Annotated in this window: 17 protein-coding genes; 3 read left to right on the forward strand and 14 right to left on the reverse strand. The window is 63.6% G+C overall.

The features are described from left to right. Positions 1-13: 13 nt before the first annotated feature. A complete protein-coding gene (locus VGH41_RS13555) occupies positions 14-667 on the reverse strand; it encodes a glutathione S-transferase family protein (protein ID WP_331597961.1) in 654 nt (217 codons plus the stop codon). A gap of 194 nt (positions 668-861) precedes the next feature. On the opposite strand from VGH41_RS13555, the gene VGH41_RS13560 reads away from it, so the two are divergent. Further along, positions 862-2,229 carry a polyhydroxyalkanoate depolymerase gene (locus tag VGH41_RS13560; RefSeq protein ID WP_331597962.1) on the forward strand — a complete coding sequence of 456 codons (1,368 nt, stop codon included), beginning with the start codon at positions 862-864 and terminating at the stop codon, positions 2,227-2,229. A gap of 40 nt (positions 2,230-2,269) precedes the next feature. Here VGH41_RS13560 and VGH41_RS13565 read toward each other — a convergent pair whose 3' ends face one another. The 5 genes from VGH41_RS13565 to VGH41_RS13585 form a co-directional block, all read right to left on the reverse strand. Beyond that, on the reverse strand, positions 2,270-2,704 hold the full coding sequence (locus VGH41_RS13565; RefSeq protein ID WP_331597963.1) for a cupin domain-containing protein: 435 nt from the start codon (positions 2,702-2,704) through the stop codon (positions 2,270-2,272). A 245-nt stretch (positions 2,705-2,949) separates the two neighbouring features. Next, a complete protein-coding gene (locus VGH41_RS13570) occupies positions 2,950-3,246 on the reverse strand; it encodes a hypothetical protein (protein WP_331597964.1) in 297 nt (98 codons plus the stop codon). Between the two features lie 482 nt (positions 3,247-3,728). Next, entirely contained in the window at positions 3,729-3,887 is a 159-nt protein-coding gene (locus VGH41_RS13575; RefSeq protein ID WP_331597965.1) for a hypothetical protein, read from the reverse strand. A 402-nt stretch (positions 3,888-4,289) separates the two neighbouring features. Then, a complete protein-coding gene (locus VGH41_RS13580) occupies positions 4,290-5,720 on the reverse strand; it encodes a hypothetical protein (protein ID WP_331597966.1) in 1,431 nt (476 codons plus the stop codon). 120 nt (positions 5,721-5,840) lie between these two features. Then, positions 5,841-6,527 carry an MgtC/SapB family protein gene (locus VGH41_RS13585; protein ID WP_331597967.1) on the reverse strand — a complete coding sequence of 229 codons (687 nt, stop codon included), beginning with the start codon at positions 6,525-6,527 and terminating at the stop codon, positions 5,841-5,843. A gap of 186 nt (positions 6,528-6,713) precedes the next feature. Between VGH41_RS13585 and VGH41_RS13590 the strand changes: the two genes are divergently transcribed. Then, positions 6,714-7,811: an AGE family epimerase/isomerase gene (locus tag VGH41_RS13590; protein WP_331597968.1), complete on the forward strand. Its 1,098-nt coding sequence runs from the start codon at positions 6,714-6,716 to the stop codon at positions 7,809-7,811. Between the two features lie 90 nt (positions 7,812-7,901). Here the strand turns inward: VGH41_RS13590 and VGH41_RS13595 are convergent, their stop codons facing one another. After that, the gene (locus tag VGH41_RS13595) at positions 7,902-9,524 is read right to left on the reverse strand and encodes a methyl-accepting chemotaxis protein (RefSeq protein ID WP_331597969.1); all 1,623 of its coding nucleotides are present in this window, start codon (positions 9,522-9,524) and stop codon (positions 7,902-7,904) included. Between the two features lie 246 nt (positions 9,525-9,770). Between VGH41_RS13595 and VGH41_RS13600 the strand changes: the two genes are divergently transcribed. Then, positions 9,771-10,205 carry a PaaI family thioesterase gene (locus VGH41_RS13600; RefSeq protein WP_331597970.1) on the forward strand — a complete coding sequence of 145 codons (435 nt, stop codon included), beginning with the start codon at positions 9,771-9,773 and terminating at the stop codon, positions 10,203-10,205. Between the two features lie 58 nt (positions 10,206-10,263). Here VGH41_RS13600 and VGH41_RS13605 read toward each other — a convergent pair whose 3' ends face one another. The 7 genes from VGH41_RS13605 to VGH41_RS13635 form a co-directional block, all read right to left on the reverse strand. After that, positions 10,264-11,112, reverse strand: a complete 849-nt coding sequence (locus VGH41_RS13605) for an ureidoglycolate lyase (protein WP_331597971.1) — start codon at positions 11,110-11,112, stop codon at positions 10,264-10,266. A gap of 84 nt (positions 11,113-11,196) precedes the next feature. Continuing rightward, positions 11,197-11,940: an SDR family oxidoreductase gene (locus tag VGH41_RS13610; RefSeq protein WP_331597972.1), complete on the reverse strand. Its 744-nt coding sequence runs from the start codon at positions 11,938-11,940 to the stop codon at positions 11,197-11,199. Between the two features lie 93 nt (positions 11,941-12,033). Then, the gene (locus VGH41_RS13615) at positions 12,034-12,864 is read right to left on the reverse strand and encodes an amidohydrolase family protein (RefSeq protein ID WP_331597973.1); all 831 of its coding nucleotides are present in this window, start codon (positions 12,862-12,864) and stop codon (positions 12,034-12,036) included. Positions 12,865-12,870: 6 nt separating this feature from the next. Next, positions 12,871-13,911 (reverse strand): aldo/keto reductase, encoded by a 1,041-nt coding sequence (locus VGH41_RS13620; protein WP_331597974.1) that lies wholly within the window; start codon positions 13,909-13,911, stop codon positions 12,871-12,873. A 110-nt stretch (positions 13,912-14,021) separates the two neighbouring features. After that, a complete protein-coding gene (locus VGH41_RS13625) occupies positions 14,022-15,356 on the reverse strand; it encodes a UxaA family hydrolase (RefSeq protein WP_331597975.1) in 1,335 nt (444 codons plus the stop codon). Positions 15,357-15,384: 28 nt separating this feature from the next. Then, on the reverse strand, positions 15,385-15,708 hold the full coding sequence (locus VGH41_RS13630) for a UxaA family hydrolase (RefSeq protein WP_414696651.1): 324 nt from the start codon (positions 15,706-15,708) through the stop codon (positions 15,385-15,387). A gap of 26 nt (positions 15,709-15,734) precedes the next feature. Beyond that, complete coding sequence (locus VGH41_RS13635; protein ID WP_331598102.1) at positions 15,735-16,700, reverse strand: ABC transporter permease; 966 nt, start codon at positions 16,698-16,700, stop codon at positions 15,735-15,737. Between the last annotated feature and the right edge of the window lie 105 nt (positions 16,701-16,805).

The following is a 16,805-nucleotide window of genomic DNA, read 5'->3' on the forward strand; positions in this document are numbered from 1 at the left end:
TTCGTCGCCCCGCTCAGAATTCAACATCCAGTTCATCGATCTCGTCGATTTCCTGCTGTGCCTCAGCCATCCATTGCTGCATTTCGGGCAGCGCCAGAATGCGCTGCCCATATTCGACGATATCCGGATCGAGCTTCACGTCATACGTGACGAACCGCGTCACCACGGGCGCGTACATCGCATCGGCGGCGCTGCGTTCGCCGAACAGATACGGGCCGCCGTATTGCCCAAGACACTCGCGCCAGATGGCAACGATCCGGTCGATATCCGATTGCGCCCGCGCCCACACCTTGAAGCCCGGGAACTGCGCTTTCAGATTCATCGGGAGTGCAGAACGTAGCGAACTGAATCCCGAATGCATTTCGCCGCAGATGGCCCGGCAATGCGCCCGTGCCCGCCGGTCCGCCGGCAACAACTTCGCCTCCGGCTGCACCTCGTTCAGATACTCGGCAATCGCCAGCGTGTCCCATACCTTGATGCCGTCATGAAACAGGCACGGCACCAGAATCGACGGCGACAGCAGCAATAACTCCGCGCGCGCGCCGGGGTCGTCAATGGGCATCACGATTTCTTCGAACGGCAGTCCGCTGAACTTCGCCAGCAACCAGCCGCGCAACGACCACGACGAATAGTTCTTGCTGCTGATGGTAAGCGTGGTATTCGCCATACGAATCTCCTGAGCGGGCGCGCATAGGGCAGCGTTGGTGCGTCGGCGCACCAAATCACGGCAAAACCGGCACCCTCGCCGGAACAGCGCAAATGCTATGCCAGCATAGGCGGTTGATGCGGACGCGCCGCGAACCGTTGGCACATGTATTGCCTCTATTTGGGCTCCTTCCTTTCGGGCATTCGTGCGAGGCTATGAACCTGTTCACATATCCCGCATACCAGGCGTTCGCAGACCTGATGCTGCCCATCCGGCACAGCGCTGCCCTTGTCAATCATGCGCTCGACGCGTGGCCCGCGTTCGGTGCAACGCCGCATGGACGCTCGATGCGCGCGTCTTGCGATCTGATCGGGCTCGCGGGACTCACGCACAAGAGGCCGCCCTTCGGGATCGATTCGATTCAGGTGGACGGCAAGCCCGTCACGATCATCGAGGAAGTCGCGGCGCACACGCCGTTTTGCTCTCTGCTGCATTTTCGCAAGGACGCCGGCGTATCGCCCGCTCAGCCGCGCGTGCTGGTGATCGCGCCGATGTCCGGCCACTTCGCGACCTTGCTGCGCGGCACGGTGAAGACGATGCTCGCCGAACATGACGTCTATATCACCGACTGGCACAACCCGCGCGATGTGCCGCTCTCGCACGGACGCTTTGGCTTCGACGAATTCGTGCAGCACGTCATTACGTTTACCGAAGAGATCGGCGCGGGCACGCATCTGCTGGCGGTCTGCCAGCCGACCGTTGCAGCGCTCGCCGCGATCTCGTTGATGGCCGCGGACGATCATCCGGCGCAACCTGCCAGCATGACGCTGATGGCCGGTCCGCTGGATACGCGCATCAACCCGACCAAGGTCAACGCGTTGGCGAAGAGCAAGCCCATCGAGTGGTTCGAGCGCAATCTGATCAGCGCGGTGCCATGCGGCTATGCGGGCGCGACGCGGCGCGTCTATCCCGGCTTCGTGCAGCTCAACGCGTTCATGGCGATGAATCTCGCGCGCCACCTCGATTCGTTCGAAGCCATGTATCACGAACGTGCCAAAGGCGATCCGCAGAAAGCGGAGACGATCCGGATTTTCTACGAGGAATACTTCGCAACGATGGACCTGACGGCGGACTTCTACCTGGAAACCGTCGAGACCGTTTTTCAGCGTCACGCACTGCCGTTGCACGCGTTGCAGGTCAGCGGACGTCCCATCGAGCCGTCGAAGATTCGCCGTACCGCGCTCTTGACGGTGGAGGGCGAGAAGGACGACATCTGCGCAGTCGGACAGACGCTTGCGGCGCAGGACATGTGCGACAGATTGCGGCCATATCTGAAGACCCATCATGTGCAAACGGGTGTCGGACACTATGGCGTGTTCAATGGGCACCGCTGGGAGCGGCATATCTATCCGCGCGTGCGCGCGGTGATTTACGACAACGAGCCGCGTGCCGTGACCGTGAGTGCGCGCGCTCAGGCGATCAGACCGGCCGTGCCGCTGGCGACGGCACCTATCGCGGCGCCGGCTGCAACGGCCGTGACTGCTGCGCTGGACGTCGATAGGTCAGCTTCGGGCGAGGCGTGACGGGTGCATCTCACGCGCCCCGTGTAAGCATGCAAACCTGTCAGGCCGCGACGCTCTTCCACGGCGTGACGGCCGGCACATCGCATGGGCCGTCCACCTCGATCGACTTGAAGTCGGCCGGCGAAACAATTTCGATGTACTCCATATCTTCCGAGTAGTCGAACAGATAGTGGACGATGCCGGGCGCCTGATGCACGCAATCGCCGGCGGCCACCCGCGTTTCCTTGTCGCCGTACATGAAGCGCGCCCAGCCCTTGAGCATGATCACAATGTGGAAGTCGGCCTCATGACGGTGCCAGCCGGTGCCTTCCTCTGGTGCATGATTCGCCTTCACGAGTTGCGCGAGCACCTTGCCGCCCGTCGCCTGCGCGATGCCGAGATCGCGGTAGAGAAAGAAATCGCGCAGCCCCTGGTCCTCGTACGACGTGTCTTGCGGACGGACATGCGAGAACTGCGTGGCGAATTCGGTGGACATGATCGCGCTCCAGAAGGATGAACGGACAGGAAAACGGCACGGTGAGCGCCGTTTTCAAGCATCAAGCGTTCCAGCGAAACGCAACCGGCAGCGAGCCGCTACCGTTGATGGCACGGGCCTGGATGTCATGAGGTGGAGTGGCTGGTTTTACGCGTTCCAACGCAACGAGGCCGGTCTTCCAAAGGAAGACCGGCCTCGTCATACCACCGGGTCAGACCGGCGCCCTCAACGGCGCCTGGCGTGCATCAATAACGCCCGTCGTGCGGATGATGGTCGTCGTGGTGGTGCGGATCGTAATCGCGCGGATGATGACGCATCCAGTCGTCATGCGCCCAGTAGCGATGGCCGTCCCAGTAACGGTCGCCATGCCAGCCGATATCGATCTGCACGCCCACCGGCATCATCTGCGGCTGTGCGTAGACCGGGCCAGGGGCGGAGATAACCACGCGCTCCTGGGCGAACGCGCTGCCCGCAGCCAGCAATGCACCGCCGGCGACGAGGGTGGCGAGAATGGAACGCGATGTCTTGTTTAAGGTTTTCATGTTGGACCTCCCAATTTAGGTTCGTGTCGGACCGGACGCGATCAAGGTGGAGATGTCCGGCGCCGTACGCTTGGAACTGACTTTAACGGGCCAATCCGCTTAAATACGTGAGCGCTTGTAAGCGTAAGTTTCAGATTCGGGGCCGGATGCGAGACGCTGGCAGTCCGAAAAACGCAAGTATTTCAGAGGCTCGCGGCGGGGCCGGAACACCTCGGGCGGAAGGTATTTGTCAGTCTCGGTTACATTCATTTCGACCGGGAAATATTCCGAAACGATTTCGGCAGGTCGAAACCGGTCCGCAAAGGCGGCGAGTTGGAACCACCGTGCGTCGCACGGATTGTCAATAGAGCCGCGGACGCCGGGCGGGTTCCGAAACCTGGCGCGTAAACGAACAAAAGCCACGGCGAACCGTGGCTTCAGATAGCAGGCGTGCCGTAATAAGGACACGCCGCGCGGGCCGGCCCGCGCCAACAGCGTACGACTTAGTCGCTCAGCTTGATGCCGAACAACGTGGATTGCGCCTTGCGCATACGCTCAGCTTCGCGATGGCGCGCTGCGTACGAGTAGTCCGAATCCAGCGGAAGATGCGGCGACGCAAAGAGGTCGCTAACCTTTTGGAACATTGCAAAGATAACGCTCATGGCGACTCCTGGTTGGTTGGATCTAGGGTTTTCCCTTAAAACGAATTATAGGGTTTTCCCTAGGCAAAAGCTAGTGCAATGCAACATTATTTGCGGTGTGACCCGTTGTCGCAGGGCAACACGAAGTCATTGCGTCGCGCCGTAACAACAGTCAGGCGCTCCTTGAGCCGCTCACAGCGTCGTTGAATCATGTCTCGGAGCACACACGCGGGTCAGCCCCGTCGGTAGAGCGTTTACCGCGAACCGTTACGCCGTAAGGCTTACGAATCCGCACCCATTTTCAAGCAAGAATCCGCAAGCGCGCAGGATGACGCCGCCGGCCCGGCGTTGCTGCCGGGGATCGTCGTCAGATAAAAGCCTGCTGGGGGTGATGCTGCGTCGCAAAATAATCCGACCGGTCGATCAGTGACCGGATGCCGCTTTCGGCTTATGCGGATGGGCGTGCGCCTTCACCGAGTGCCTGCTGGCAGGCGCGACGGCCGCAGGCTGGCGAGACTCGGTCACCGGCGCCGGCGCGGACGCTGTGTCAGGCGCGGCGGCGGCCACGTTGGCCGCGTTGGCCGCGTTGGCCGCGTTGGCCACGGCCAGATGGGCATCGAGCAGGCTCGTCATGGCAGCCTGCTGGTTTTGCATCATTTCTTCGATGCGATGTTGCTGCGCTGTCGTTTCGCGGGTCAGGCGCATCAGCAACAACGTCTGCGTGATGCCAATCGCCACGGTCACCAGCAACGCGGCGACGACAACGGACAGCATCCATTTCATCCGGCGCGAGTGGTCGGTCGCCGCGCGGCGCTGGTCGGAGATCACGCCGTACAGCGCGTCGACCGTGTCGGCAAACGCAGTTGCCCGCGCGCGGTCAAGTTCAGGCGTGCTGCGAACGGCATCCTGCACTGGAGCGGCAAACGCAGCGGTCGAGCGCGGCGTGGCCGCCGCTCCGGGCACGGAGGAGGTTGCCTTCAGACTGGCCTCCGGCAACGGCCGCTGGCCCTCTTCAACGGAAGACGCGGCGTGAGCAGATGAAGCAACTGGCTCGATGGGAGCAGAATCCACGGCTTTAGCCGGCACGGCGCCACTACCCGCAAGCGTCCCGCTTGACGCGCTCGCGGCCTTGGCGAAGGTCACGGCAAATCGCTGAGGAGGCACAACCGGCTTGCCCGTTTCAACCGGCTGGGCACCGGCTTCGTGAGCGGCGGGAGTGGCGGGAGTGACGGGAGCGGCGCCAGGCTCGGTTCCCTGGCGCAACGCGGTCACGCTGCGCGCGACGGTTGCCGCCGCCATCGCCGGCGTAAGCGGCGTCGTAGGTGCGGCTTGCAAGGCTTGCAAGGCTTGCGACTCGCCAGGCGCCTCAGCCGTGGTCACATCGGCCGCTGCTTCGTCATTGACAGGCGCGCTGTCACGCACCCCGCCGTTCCCGGAAGGTGCAACGTCCAGCCCATCAAGTAGCGCGGCCACCGGCGCCGCGTCCGCTTTCTCGCGCGTCGCCCGGCGCGCCGCCTTTGCCTCGGAAGAAGAGGAAGACGATGAAGCCGCGACATCCGCGCCTGAAACCGCCCCCACGGCCGCCAGCACCACCTCTGGCAATTCAAAACCGTGCAGCGTGCCTTGGCGGATGTCGATGTTCATCGCCTCCAGCGTCGCGCGGGTGGGATCGTCCGGGAACATATCAAGCGTGCTGTCGTCGCGCGACGCGTCGCTCAGTTGTGCGAGACGCTGCGCCGAGCGGGCGGCGCGCGCCAGTTTGTTTTCGGTTTCGGTGGAAACGGTGTTGGCGCGCCGCTTCGAAGAGCCGGCGCGCGGTGTGCGGGACTGCGTGGATGCTGCGGTATCTGCCATAGAGAAAGGAGCGGTCGCCGCCGGCCACCGGGCGCCGAACACCGCTACGAAGTGCCATCGGTTTTTTTCGAGACCGCATTGTCGCATGGCGGCGCACGCCCGCTAAAGCCCATCGGCGATTTACGACGACGAATCTTCTTCGCGCAATTCCTTGACGCAGGGCAGCCGACGCAAGCGTTCGCGAATCGCCTCGTATTCGGTCGAGGACACCCTGTGCAGCGTGATCATCACCACGTCGTATTCGGGCGTATCGTCGCTCTGCTGCATCACGAACTGCTTCACCCGCGGGCTGGCCGTGCCCAGCGCTTCGTGAAGCGAATCGAACGTCAGCGTGCCGCGCTCGACCAGCATGGTCATCTGGCGCCGCTGCTTGACGGTGATGAAGCGCCGTTCGAGCGGCTTGATGCCGGCGAGGATGATCAGGATGATGATGGTCGCCGCAATCGACGCCGTGTACATCCCGCCGCCCACTGCCAGGCCGATCGCCGCCACCGACCACAGGCTCGCAGCCGTCGTCAGCCCACGCACGATTTCGCCGCGCATCAGGATCGAGCCGGCGCCGAGAAAGCCGATCCCCGAGACCACCTGCGCGGCCATCCGCGAAGGGTCGAGCACGACGTTCTGGGTGCCCAGCACATCGGCAAAGCCAAACGCCGACACGATCATGATGAGCGCCGAGCCCACGCACACCAGCATGTGCGTGCGCAGCCCCGCGGCCCATGAGAGCCGCTCACGCTCGACGCCGATCACGCTGCCGAGCGCCGCGGCCAGCACCAGCCGCGAGACGAGTTCGAGGTTCCCGAGCATTGCTGTTCCTCCTTGTCTGAAGTGTGTGGAAGCATGTTTGGGCAAGCTCCGACGTGCCATTGTCGACGCTTTGCTTTATCCTTGGTCGCGCGCCGCGCCTGCCGGCTGGTTGCCCCGCGCCGTTGCCGGCGCGGTCTTCAGGCCCGTGCGCGGACTTTTTACGACTTTTGCAAGCAGACTCACAGCATGAATACACCCGCCACCTCGATCACACTTGCCGCCACGCTCCGCGATCATTTCACACGCGTCGTCCTGCCGGTCTGGCGCGGCCCGGGCTTCAACACTGCGCTGAACCTGCCCTACGAAGCCGTCAGCGGCACGGGCGAGCGTCCCATGCCGGTGCAACGCTACCGCGCCATGGCCTGCGCGCGTCAGCTGTTCGTCTTTTCGCAGGCGGGCGACGCCGCTCACGCCGAGGTGCTGTTCAATGCCCTCCTGCACTACTTTCAGGACAGGCAGCACGGCGGATGGTTCTATAGCGTCGACCCGCAAGGCGCTCCGCTCGACACGACAAAAGATCTCTATACGCATGCCTTTCTCGTATTCGCCTGCGCCGAATATGGCGCGCGTTCGGGGAATCGGGCTGCGTTGGACGTCGTCGACGGCACCTCGGCGCTGATCGAACAGCGTTTCGTCGCCGCCCACGGATTGTTCAACGCGGCGCTCGACGCAAACTTCTCGACGATGACCGGCACGCCTATCCAGAACCCGTTGATGCATCTGACCGAAGCGTGGCTGGCCGCCCGCGAAGCAACCCAGGACAGCGCCTTCGATACAAGGCTGCGCAAGCTGGCCGAGGCTATCGAACGGACTTTCGTGCATGCGCCGACCGGATGCATCGCAGAATTGCCGTTAGGTACGCACGACAACCGTCTGGAGCCTGGCCACCAGTTCGAATGGTACTGGCTGGTCAAGCAGGCTGGCGCGCTGCTGGACGGCACCGGCCTCGACGCGGCGCTCACGCGCGCGTTCGACTTCGCGCAGCAGCACGGTGTGGACCCGGTGACAGGCGGCGTGTGCGCGTCGCTCGACGAAGCCGGACGGATCAAGGACGCCACGCAACGGATCTGGGCGCAAAGCGAATACCTGCGCGCACTCGCCATACGCGACGACGACGCGGCGCGCGCCGTGTTGCCCGCTCAGATCGAGCGCTTCAAACAGCGCTTCCTGCAAGCCCACGGCTGGTTCGAATGCAAGACGACCGCCGGCGAAGTGTCGCGCGCCGAGATGCCTTCGACCACGCCCTACCATCTCGCCACGGCCTACGCCGCACTGCCGGCCTGATATCGCAAACGCAAACAGCAGCCGTCCGCAAGCAACGAGGCCCGCGAAACCGGATGGTTGCGCGGGCCTCGTCGTTCCTGCCAGCCTGCTTTAAAGCGCCGCGTCGGCGCTCATCGAAAACTCGTGCTCCTGCGCATGCGACACGCCGAACGGCGGCATACGCAGCACCGCATCGGAGATTTCAAACACCGATACCGCGTCCTTCAACTGCTGCGTCTGCTGATGCAGTGACGCCGCAGCCGCCGCGGCCTCTTCCACCAAAGCCGCATTCTGCTGGGTCATCTCGTCCATCTGCACCACGGCCTGATTGACCTGCTCGATGCCCGTGCTCTGCTCGAGCGACGACGCGCTGATCTCCGTCATCATCTGCGTGACACGCGAGATCGACGACGACACGTTGCGCATCGCATCGCCCGCATGCTCGACGAGCGTGGAGCCGCCCTGAATCTCGGCCACGGATTCGCTGATCAAGGTCTTGATTTCCTTCGCCGACTGCGCGCTGCGTTGCGCCAGCCCACGCACCTCGCCCGCCACCACGGCGAACCCCCGGCCCTGCTCGCCGGCGCGTGCGGCCTCGACCGCCGCGTTCAACGCGAGGATGTTGGTCTGGAACGCGATGCCGTCGATCACGGAAATGATCTCGGCGATCCTGTCCGAGCTTTGCGCGATGCCGTGCATCTTCTCGATGACCTGGTTCACCACGTCGCTGCCGCGCGAAGTTGCGTCGAGTGCGGTCTGCGCCAGCTCATTGGCTTCGCGTGCATGAGTGGCGTTCTGCCGGACGGTCGCGGTCAGCTCCTCCATGCTCGATGCGGTTTCCTCCAGCGAAGCCGCCTGGTTCTCCGTACGAGCCGACAGATCCGCATTGCCCGTGGCGATTTCGTTCGCGCCCAGGTGGATCGAATCAGCCGATTCGCGCACCGTCTTCACCGTCCGCGCGACGCTCGCCTGCATGCGCGCCAATCCGGAGAACAGGTGACCGATTTCGTTGGTGCCGCGCGCCGCAATGGTCTGATTCAGCTTGCCTTGTGCAATGTGATCGAAGTGGCGGCCCGCTTCTTCGAGCGGCGCCACCACGCCGCGCCTGAGCGCCACATAGACGCCGACCGTGCCGGCGAGCAGCAGCAACAGGATCAGCACGCCGACGGTGCGGAACAACGCGAGGCGCTCGTCGATCGATTCGATCGACGCACGGCTAGCCGAATCGCCGAACTGTACGAAGTTGTGCAGTTCGGTCAGATACGCGTCCTGGAAGGATTGGGTCGGCTGATCGAGAAACGCCTGAATGTTGCCTGAATCGAGGAATTGGGCGAGGTCGGCGAGCGCCGCATGCAGCTTTTGATAGCGCTCCGAGAGTGCCGCTGCGCGGGCGCTGTTTTCTTCGCTGGTCTTCGGCGCGTCGGCGAAGGCGGCGAAGCTCTGGTCCGCCGCCGCCAGTTGTTCGCGGGCGTGCTGAACGATGTCGGCGGGTTCGGCGCCACCCTTCACCATGCGCGTGCCGGCGCGCGACAGGTTGATACGCGCGTCCATCAACTGCTGGGTCGTACGGTTCACCGCGTCGACCTGTTTCAACGCGATATTCGACAGATCGCCCACGTCGTCATGGGTGCGCGTCAGCGACCAGAAGCCCAGCCCCTCCGTCACAAGTTGCAGAACGCAAAAAGCGGCCAGAACACACAGCAGGCCGGATGCGACCTTGATCTTGCTAAACATCGTGAACACCTGAAATGCAATGAATGACGGGAACAACGTCTGGGTTAACGGCAGCACGGCTCATCTCTTGAGCGAAGTGCGCGCAAAACTGTCCTTACGAGCCGTTTCGTCGCTCATTTCACGGCGCTGCTCCGCGTGGCACAACAATGCTCGCGCAATATTTGCGATTCACCTTGACGCGATGCGTCGGCGCTTCCTAGAGTGGGTAGGGACGCCACCACGGGCATCGCCCCGAAGGAATCGATAATGACGGATCTACTGGACCGGGCACGCGGCGCACTCCACGCCCAACCGTTCAGCATGCTGCTCGGCGCCGAACTCATGCACACGAGTTCGAACGAACTGACGCTATGCCTGCCGATTCGCGACGAGTTACGCCAACAGCACGGCTTCGTCCACGGCGGGGTGATCAGCTATCTGGCTGACAATGCGCTCACCTTCGCCGGAGCGCTGGCGCTCGGGCCCCGGGTCGTCACGGGGGAGTACAAGATCAACTATCTGCGGCCGGCCATGAACGGTACGCTGCTGGCGCGCGCGCAGGTCGTCTATGCCGGGCGGCATCAGGCTACCTGCCAGTGCAACATCTTCGTGATGGACGGCGACCGCGAACGGCTTGTGGCGGTCGCGCAAGGGACGATCAACCGGATCGGCGACGGCGGCGAAACGGTACCGTCGAATTGAAGTTTCGAAGGTCTTGGCGCGCAGCGTGCGGCACTGCGCGCCAAGACCTGTGCGCGCGTTACTCCGCCGCCTGAGTTTTTTGCTGCTGCTCGCCCAGACCCTCAATACCAAGGCGAATGGTCTGCCCCGGCTTCAGATAGACCGGATTCGGCTTCACACCCATGCCGACACCCGGCGGCGTGCCGGTCGAAATCACGTCGCCCGGTTGCAGGCTCATGCACGTCGACAGATACGACACGAGCTTTGCGACACCGAACACCATCGTTTTGGTCGAGCCATTTTGATAACGATGGCCGTCCACTTCGAGCCACAGACCCAGATTCTGCGGATCGGGCACTTCGTCGCGCGTCACCATCCACGGACCGATCGGGCCGAACGTGTCGAAGCCCTTGCCCTTGTCCCACGTGCCGCCGCGTTCGATCTGCCATTCGCGTTCGGAGACGTCGTTGATCACACAGTAGCCTGCCACATAGTCGAGCGCGTTCGCTTCGTCGATGTACTTGGCCGGCTTGCCGATCACCACGCCCAGTTCGACTTCCCAGTCGGTCTTCTTCGAGCCGCGCGGAATTTCGACGTTGTCGTACGGACCGCAAATCGCGCTATTCCACTTGTTGAACACCACGGGTTCCGTCGGCACCGGCAGGTTCGACTCCGCAGCGTGATCCGCGTAGTTCAGGCCGATACAGATGAACTTGCCGATCTTGCCGACGCATGGCCCGATGCGCGGATTGCCTTCGACCACCGGCAGCGATGCCGGATCGACGCTGCGCAGCCTGGCGAGCGCGGCGTCGGTCAGCGTGTCGCCGTCGATGTCGGCGACCACTTTCGACAGATCGCGAATCTTGCCTTGCGCATCGAGCAAGCCCGGCTTTTCCTGACCTTTCGGTCCATAACGAAGCAGTTTCATCTTGGCACTTCCCTATCTATCAACAGTGTTCAGTGAAAAAAGCGGCAACACGACCTTTCTGCACAGCGCCGCCGCGTTCGCTAACTAGTTCGACCATCCGCCGTCGATCACATGCGCGTGCCCGGTCGTGAAGCCGGATTCGTCGGAGGCCAGATACAGCGCCAGCGCGGCGATCTCTTCAGGCTTGCCGATACGGCCCATGGGCTGACGCGCGACGAAGGCCGCCTGCACCGCGTCGAGCGACGCGCCTTGCGCCTGGGCCTGCGTGGCGATCCGCTGTTCGAGCGACGGCGAAGACACCGTGCCCGGGCAGATCGCGTTACAGCGTACACCACGCGTGACGAAGTCTGCCGCAACCGACTTCGTGAGACCCAGCACCGCGGCCTTCGATGCGCCGTACACGAAGCGGTTCGGCACACCCTTCACGCTCGACGCCGCCGAAGACATATTGATGATCGAGCCGCCGCCCTTTTCCAGCATGGCCGGCAAAAACGCCCGGATCGTGCGGTACATCGCCTTCGCATTCAGATCGAACGCGAAGTCCCAGTCTTCTTCCGTGGCTTCGAGAATCGTGCCGGCATGCACGTAACCCGCGCAGTTGAACAGCACGTCGATCGCCCCCAGTTCCGCCGCGAGCGCATTGATCGCGGCGGCGTCGCGCACGTCGAGTTTGCGCGCCTCGACCGGCTTGCCCGCGAGCCCGTCAATGCGGATATCCGTGGCGATCACGCGCGCGCCTTCACGTGCGAACAGTTCGGCCGTGGCGAGGCCGATGCCTTGACCAGCGGCGGTAATCACGGCCGTCTTGCCGGCCAGTCTTTGCGTCATCGATGTCTCCAGTAGTTCAGTTGAAATGGCGTTCGGATCAGCAACTTCATCGTCTTCGAGATCGTTGTCTTTGTCTTGTCGTTGTCTTTGTTCTTACAGGCGGTAGAACGCTGCGGCGTTGGCGCCGAAAATCGCCTCGCGCTGCGCATCGCTCAGTGCGGCGAGCAGCGTGTTCGCCACCGAGTGCCACAGCAGGTAGTCGCCGTTCAGATTGAGCACGGGCCAGTCGCTGCCCCACATCAAACGCGCGGGGCCGAACGACGCCAGCAGATGATCGACGTAGGGCTGCAAGGTCGCTTCGGTCCAGCCGGGCGCGGCTTCGGTGGCCAGACCCGACAGCTTGCAATGCACATGCGGCAGCGCCGCCAGACGCGTGATGGCGTCCGCCCAGCTTTGCCAGCCGGCGCGGCCATCGCGGATGGGTGGTTTCGCGCCGTGATCGATGACGATGCGCAGTGAGGGAAAGCGTTTTGCGAAGGTTTCCAGCGGCGTCACGTGGCGCGCGAAGATCAGCGCATCGAAGGCGAGGTCATGCGCAATGAGCGCCTCGACCGCGGGCCCCAACGCGGGATTGGCGATCCATTCGTCATCCGGATGATCTTGCAGCATCGGCCGCAGGCCCTTGAACTTCGGATCACGCGCGAGTTCGGCGATCAGTGCGGGTGCATCGCGCAGCAGCATCGGCACCCAGCCCACCACGCCCGCAATCGATGCATCATTGCGCGCGAGTTCCAGCAGATATTGCGTCTCCTCGACCGTCGGCGCCGCCTGCACGACCACGGTGCGTGTTACACCGGTGCGCTCGCGTAGCGGTGCGAGATCGGCAGGTCCGAAGGTCCGGTAGAGCGGTTCGAGGTCCGGGGTGAGCCAGCCGTAATCTCCGCGGGCCGGATCCCAGTAGTGCTGGTGGGCGTCGATGTGCATGGTCGATCAATCCTTCGGCACCGTTGCACGCAGATCCAGCAAGCCTTTATCGCGCAACGCCGTCCATAGTTCAGCGGGAATGGGGCGTTCGAACGAGGCAACGTTCTCACGCAACTCTTCAACACTGCGCGCGCCGGTCAGCACCGTGGCAACGGCCGGATGCGCGTACGGAAACTGTAACGCAGCGGCGGCGAGCGGCACCCCGTGCACACGACACACCGCCTCCAGACGCGCGACGCGCTCAATCACCTCTTGCGGCGCAGCGCCATAGTTGAACTTCAGATCGCCCTGCACGCCACGTGCCAGGATGCCCGAATTAAACGCGCCGCCCAGCAGGATGCTGACCCCGCGGGCTTCGCAGGCGGGCAGAAGATCGTCGAGCGTGGCCTGTTCCAGCAGCGTATAGCGGCCGGCCAACAACGCGCAATCGATATCGAAGTCGGCCATTGCATCGAGAATCGCCGCACCTTCGTTGACGCCGAGTCCTACCGCCTTGACTGCGCCCGACGAACGCAGTTCATCGAGCGCGCGAAATCCGCCGCCCTCGGTGAGTTGCTTCCAGTAGTGCGCGTTGCGCTCGCCGTGCGTGACGCGGCCAATGTCGTGGATCAGCAGAATGTCGATGTCGACGATCCCGAGTCGCTGCTGGCTGTCCTCGAACGAACGCAGGATGCCGTCGCGCGTGTAATCGTAGATTGCCTGGAACGGCAGCGGGTCTTGCCATCCTTCGCTGCCGTCGTAGGGCGTGGTGCGCGGCACGTAGCGCCGGCCGACTTTGGTAGACAGCACATATTGATCGCGCGGATAGCGGCGCAACGCGTCGCCTATACGGTGTTCGGCTTTCGTGTGACCGTAGTGCGGCGCGGTGTCGAAGAAGCGCACGCCCGCGTCCCATGCTGCGTCGACTGTCGCGATCGCCTGCGCATCGGGCATATCGTGATATATCCCGCCAAGCGGCGCGGATCCCAGACTGAGCCCTGTCACCTTTACACCACGCTTGCCGATCTCGCGGCGTTGCGTGACTCTCGAACCCGTTGCCTCAACCATGCCGATGTCTCCTATCGTTCACATGATGCGTTCACACGGTCACGTCCGCGCCGTGCGGTGTTGTCTCCGCGGCACTACCGCGAATGCCTGCAGCGCATTGCTGCGGCGAATCACTGCGGCGCGATCTCGACGACCCGATGGGCCGACGCCGCGCTCGACGGCAGGCACGCCGGCCCAACCGGTTCGAAAGTCTTGTACGTGAGGATAAATTCCTGATGCCCGAGCATCTCCGATTTGGACGCGGCACCTTGCGCCACGGCCACGGTTTGCTCGAATACCTCGCGGCCTACTTCTTCGAGCGTGCCGCGGCCTTCGAGGATGCGGCCCGCATCGACGTCCATGTCGCCGGCCAGATTGCGATACGTGGCCGGATTCGCGCAAACCTTGATCACCGGCGAAAGCGCCGAGCCCACCACCGAGCCGCGCCCGGTCGTGAACAGAATCACATGCGCGCCGCACGCGATCAGCTCACCGATTTCGGCGTTGTCGCTAATGTTCGGAAAGCCGAAGCGCGGTTCGCCATCCGGCACGACGTCGAGCAGATAGAGACCGCCCGTCGGCGGCACGTCACCGGGCTTCACGATGCCCACGATCGGCGAGGCGCCGCTCTTCGCATAGGCGCCGAGCGATTTCTCTTCCTGGGTCGTGAGGCCGCCGTCCGCGTTGCCGACTGCAAAGCTGCCATGACCGAGAATCGAGTAATAGCGCGCGGCCTTCGCCACGCAGGCGACGATTTCTTCGCCCAGTTCCGCGCGCGCGGCACGGCTTTTCATATGAAACTCGCAGCCGACCAGCTCACCGGTTTCTTCGAAGATGCAGGTCGAGCCGGCCTCGATCAGATGATCGAAGGCACGGCCCACCGCCGGATTCGCCGTGATGCCGCTGGTGCCGTCGGAGCCGCCGCAGATGGTGCCGACCACGAGTTCGCTCAGCGCCATCGGCACGCGCGGTTGCGCCGCCAGTTGCTTGCGCGCATTGCGCACCCAGTCGACGCCATATTGAATCGTGCTGCGCGTGCCGCCCTTTTCCTGGATCGTCAGCACCTCGACGGGGCGGCCGCTTTCGCGCACCACATCCACCAGATAGTGCTTGTTCATGCTCTCGCAGCCGAGCGACACGAACAGCACCGCGCCCACATTCGGATGTGTCGTGAGCTGCTTGAGCATTTTTTCGGCATAGCTGTTCGGATAGCAGCCCGGAAAGCCGATCAGATGCACTGCCGGTTCGCGTTCGGCACCGGGGTCGTCGAACGCGTCGAGCGGCTCGCGAAACTGCGTGACGATTTCGCGCGCGACGTGATGCGCGCACTCCACCAGATACGCCACCGCCACCACATTGCGGATACCCTTGCGGCCATCGCTGCGCGAATAGCCTTGCAGCATGGGCGGCGCGGCTACGCCACTTTGCGCAGCCGCGCCGCGCGTTGCTTTCGAAGTGTCAATCATGATCGTCCCAGCGCGGCGTCATACCGCGTCAATGATGCACGAATTCGTGACCCGCATCGTGCGTGTAAGTCGGCAAGTAGTCGCTTTCAAGGTTGTGCGTGTGCAGATGTTCGCCGCGCGCGACGGCGCCGGTCACATGACCGATCACCGCGCCGTAGCGCAACACCTTGTCGTCTTTCGCCAGCGGCCCACGCGCCACCTTGTGGCCGAGGTCGATGGTCTTGCCGAGCGTCACGCGCTCGCCCTCTATCTCCACCTGGGTGCCGGCTTCGAGCCGCGCCGCCGCGATCAGACAGTTGTCCTGCGGGCTGAGCAGGATCAGGCGAGCATCGGTTTGCAATGGACTACTCAAGATGGGTTCTCCGTGAAACGGTCATATCAGTTCTGGCCTTTGCGGCTCGTGAGGCGCGCCGTCATCAACGCACCGAGGATAATCACGCCGTAGATAGCCTGAATCCAGAACAACGGCACCTGCGCCAGCGTCAACAGATTCTGCGCCACGCCTAGCAGCAGCACGCCCAACAGCGCGCCGAGCATGGTGCCCCGGCCGCCCTCGAGCGAAATGCCGCCGAGCACCGCCGCCGCGAACACGGCGAAGATCATGCCGTTGCCCTGATTCGCGTTGAGCGCGCCGACATAGCCGGTGACGATCAACCCGCCGACCGAAGCAAGCACACCGGCAAGCACGAACACGCTCCACGTGATGCGTTCGACGCGAATCCCGGCAGCATGGGCTGCTTGCGGATTACCGCCGATCAAGTACACAGCGCGGCCCAGACGGTGATAGCGCAGCACCCACGCTGCCGCCGCAAACACCGCCGCCACGAGCCACACCGCGAGCGGCAGGCCGAACACCATGGTCGTAGCAGGCGCGAAGAACGCGGGCGGCAGATCGAGCAGTGTGCCGCCCCGGGTCGCACCGACCAGCATGCCACGCAACACGATCAGCATCGCCAGCGTGGCGATGCACGCGTTCAGCCTCAGGCGCACCACCAGCAAGCCGTTGATGAAGCCGATCAGCGCACCGACCGCCACCACTGCCAGCAGACCAGCCACCGCCGGCCATTGCGAGCCCAATCCCGCCGACGCCGCCGGCATCACCAGCAGGGCGCCGACCGCGGGCGCAAGGCCGACCGTCGATTCGAGCGACAGATCGAACTGGCCGGTCAACACCACCAGCGACTCGGCGAGCACGACCAGCGCGAGCGCCGCCGACGCGCCCAGCAAGCCGATCAGATTCGCCTTCGTCAGAAAACCCGGGGTCGACAACGCACCGACCACGATCAGCAACACAAGCGCGGACAACAACACGAGTTCGCGCCTGCGTACACGTTCGCCGCGCATCCGCTGGCTGCGTGCGCCGTCCACACCGGCCTCGGCTTGCGCCGTAGCGAAGGCAGGGCCTGGCACACTATTCTTCATGGAGACTCACTCCTTCGCCGGATGCGC

Source organism: Paraburkholderia sp. (assembly GCF_036488795.1).
Classification (GTDB): Bacteria; Pseudomonadota; Gammaproteobacteria; order Burkholderiales; family Burkholderiaceae; genus Paraburkholderia.

Excerpts from the sequence above, each read along its gene's own strand:
- VGH41_RS13570 (WP_331597964.1), bottom strand. The coding sequence starts at position 3,246 with ATGAAAACCTTAAACAAGACATCGCGTTCCATTCTCGCCACCCTCGTC.
- VGH41_RS13600 (WP_331597970.1), top strand. The coding sequence starts at position 9,771 with ATGACGGATCTACTGGACCGGGCACGCGGCGCACTCCACGCCCAACCG.
- VGH41_RS13625 (WP_331597975.1), bottom strand. The coding sequence starts at position 15,356 with ATGATTGACACTTCGAAAGCAACGCGCGGCGCGGCTGCGCAAAGTGGC.
- VGH41_RS13615 (WP_331597973.1), bottom strand. The coding sequence starts at position 12,864 with ATGCACATCGACGCCCACCAGCACTACTGGGATCCGGCCCGCGGAGAT.
- VGH41_RS13580 (WP_331597966.1), bottom strand. The coding sequence starts at position 5,720 with ATGGCAGATACCGCAGCATCCACGCAGTCCCGCACACCGCGCGCCGGC.
- VGH41_RS13585 (WP_331597967.1), bottom strand. The coding sequence starts at position 6,527 with ATGCTCGGGAACCTCGAACTCGTCTCGCGGCTGGTGCTGGCCGCGGCG.
- VGH41_RS13635 (WP_331598102.1), bottom strand. The coding sequence starts at position 16,700 with ATGCGCGGCGAACGTGTACGCAGGCGCGAACTCGTGTTGTTGTCCGCG.
- VGH41_RS13560 (WP_331597962.1), top strand. The coding sequence starts at position 862 with ATGAACCTGTTCACATATCCCGCATACCAGGCGTTCGCAGACCTGATG.
- VGH41_RS13595 (WP_331597969.1), bottom strand. The coding sequence starts at position 9,524 with ATGTTTAGCAAGATCAAGGTCGCATCCGGCCTGCTGTGTGTTCTGGCC.
- VGH41_RS13565 (WP_331597963.1), bottom strand. The coding sequence starts at position 2,704 with ATGTCCACCGAATTCGCCACGCAGTTCTCGCATGTCCGTCCGCAAGAC.
- VGH41_RS13575 (WP_331597965.1), bottom strand. The coding sequence starts at position 3,887 with ATGAGCGTTATCTTTGCAATGTTCCAAAAGGTTAGCGACCTCTTTGCG.
- VGH41_RS13555 (WP_331597961.1), bottom strand. The coding sequence starts at position 667 with ATGGCGAATACCACGCTTACCATCAGCAGCAAGAACTATTCGTCGTGG.
- VGH41_RS13610 (WP_331597972.1), bottom strand. The coding sequence starts at position 11,940 with ATGACGCAAAGACTGGCCGGCAAGACGGCCGTGATTACCGCCGCTGGT.
- VGH41_RS13620 (WP_331597974.1), bottom strand. The coding sequence starts at position 13,911 with ATGGTTGAGGCAACGGGTTCGAGAGTCACGCAACGCCGCGAGATCGGC.
- VGH41_RS13590 (WP_331597968.1), top strand. The coding sequence starts at position 6,714 with ATGAATACACCCGCCACCTCGATCACACTTGCCGCCACGCTCCGCGAT.
- VGH41_RS13605 (WP_331597971.1), bottom strand. The coding sequence starts at position 11,112 with ATGAAACTGCTTCGTTATGGACCGAAAGGTCAGGAAAAGCCGGGCTTG.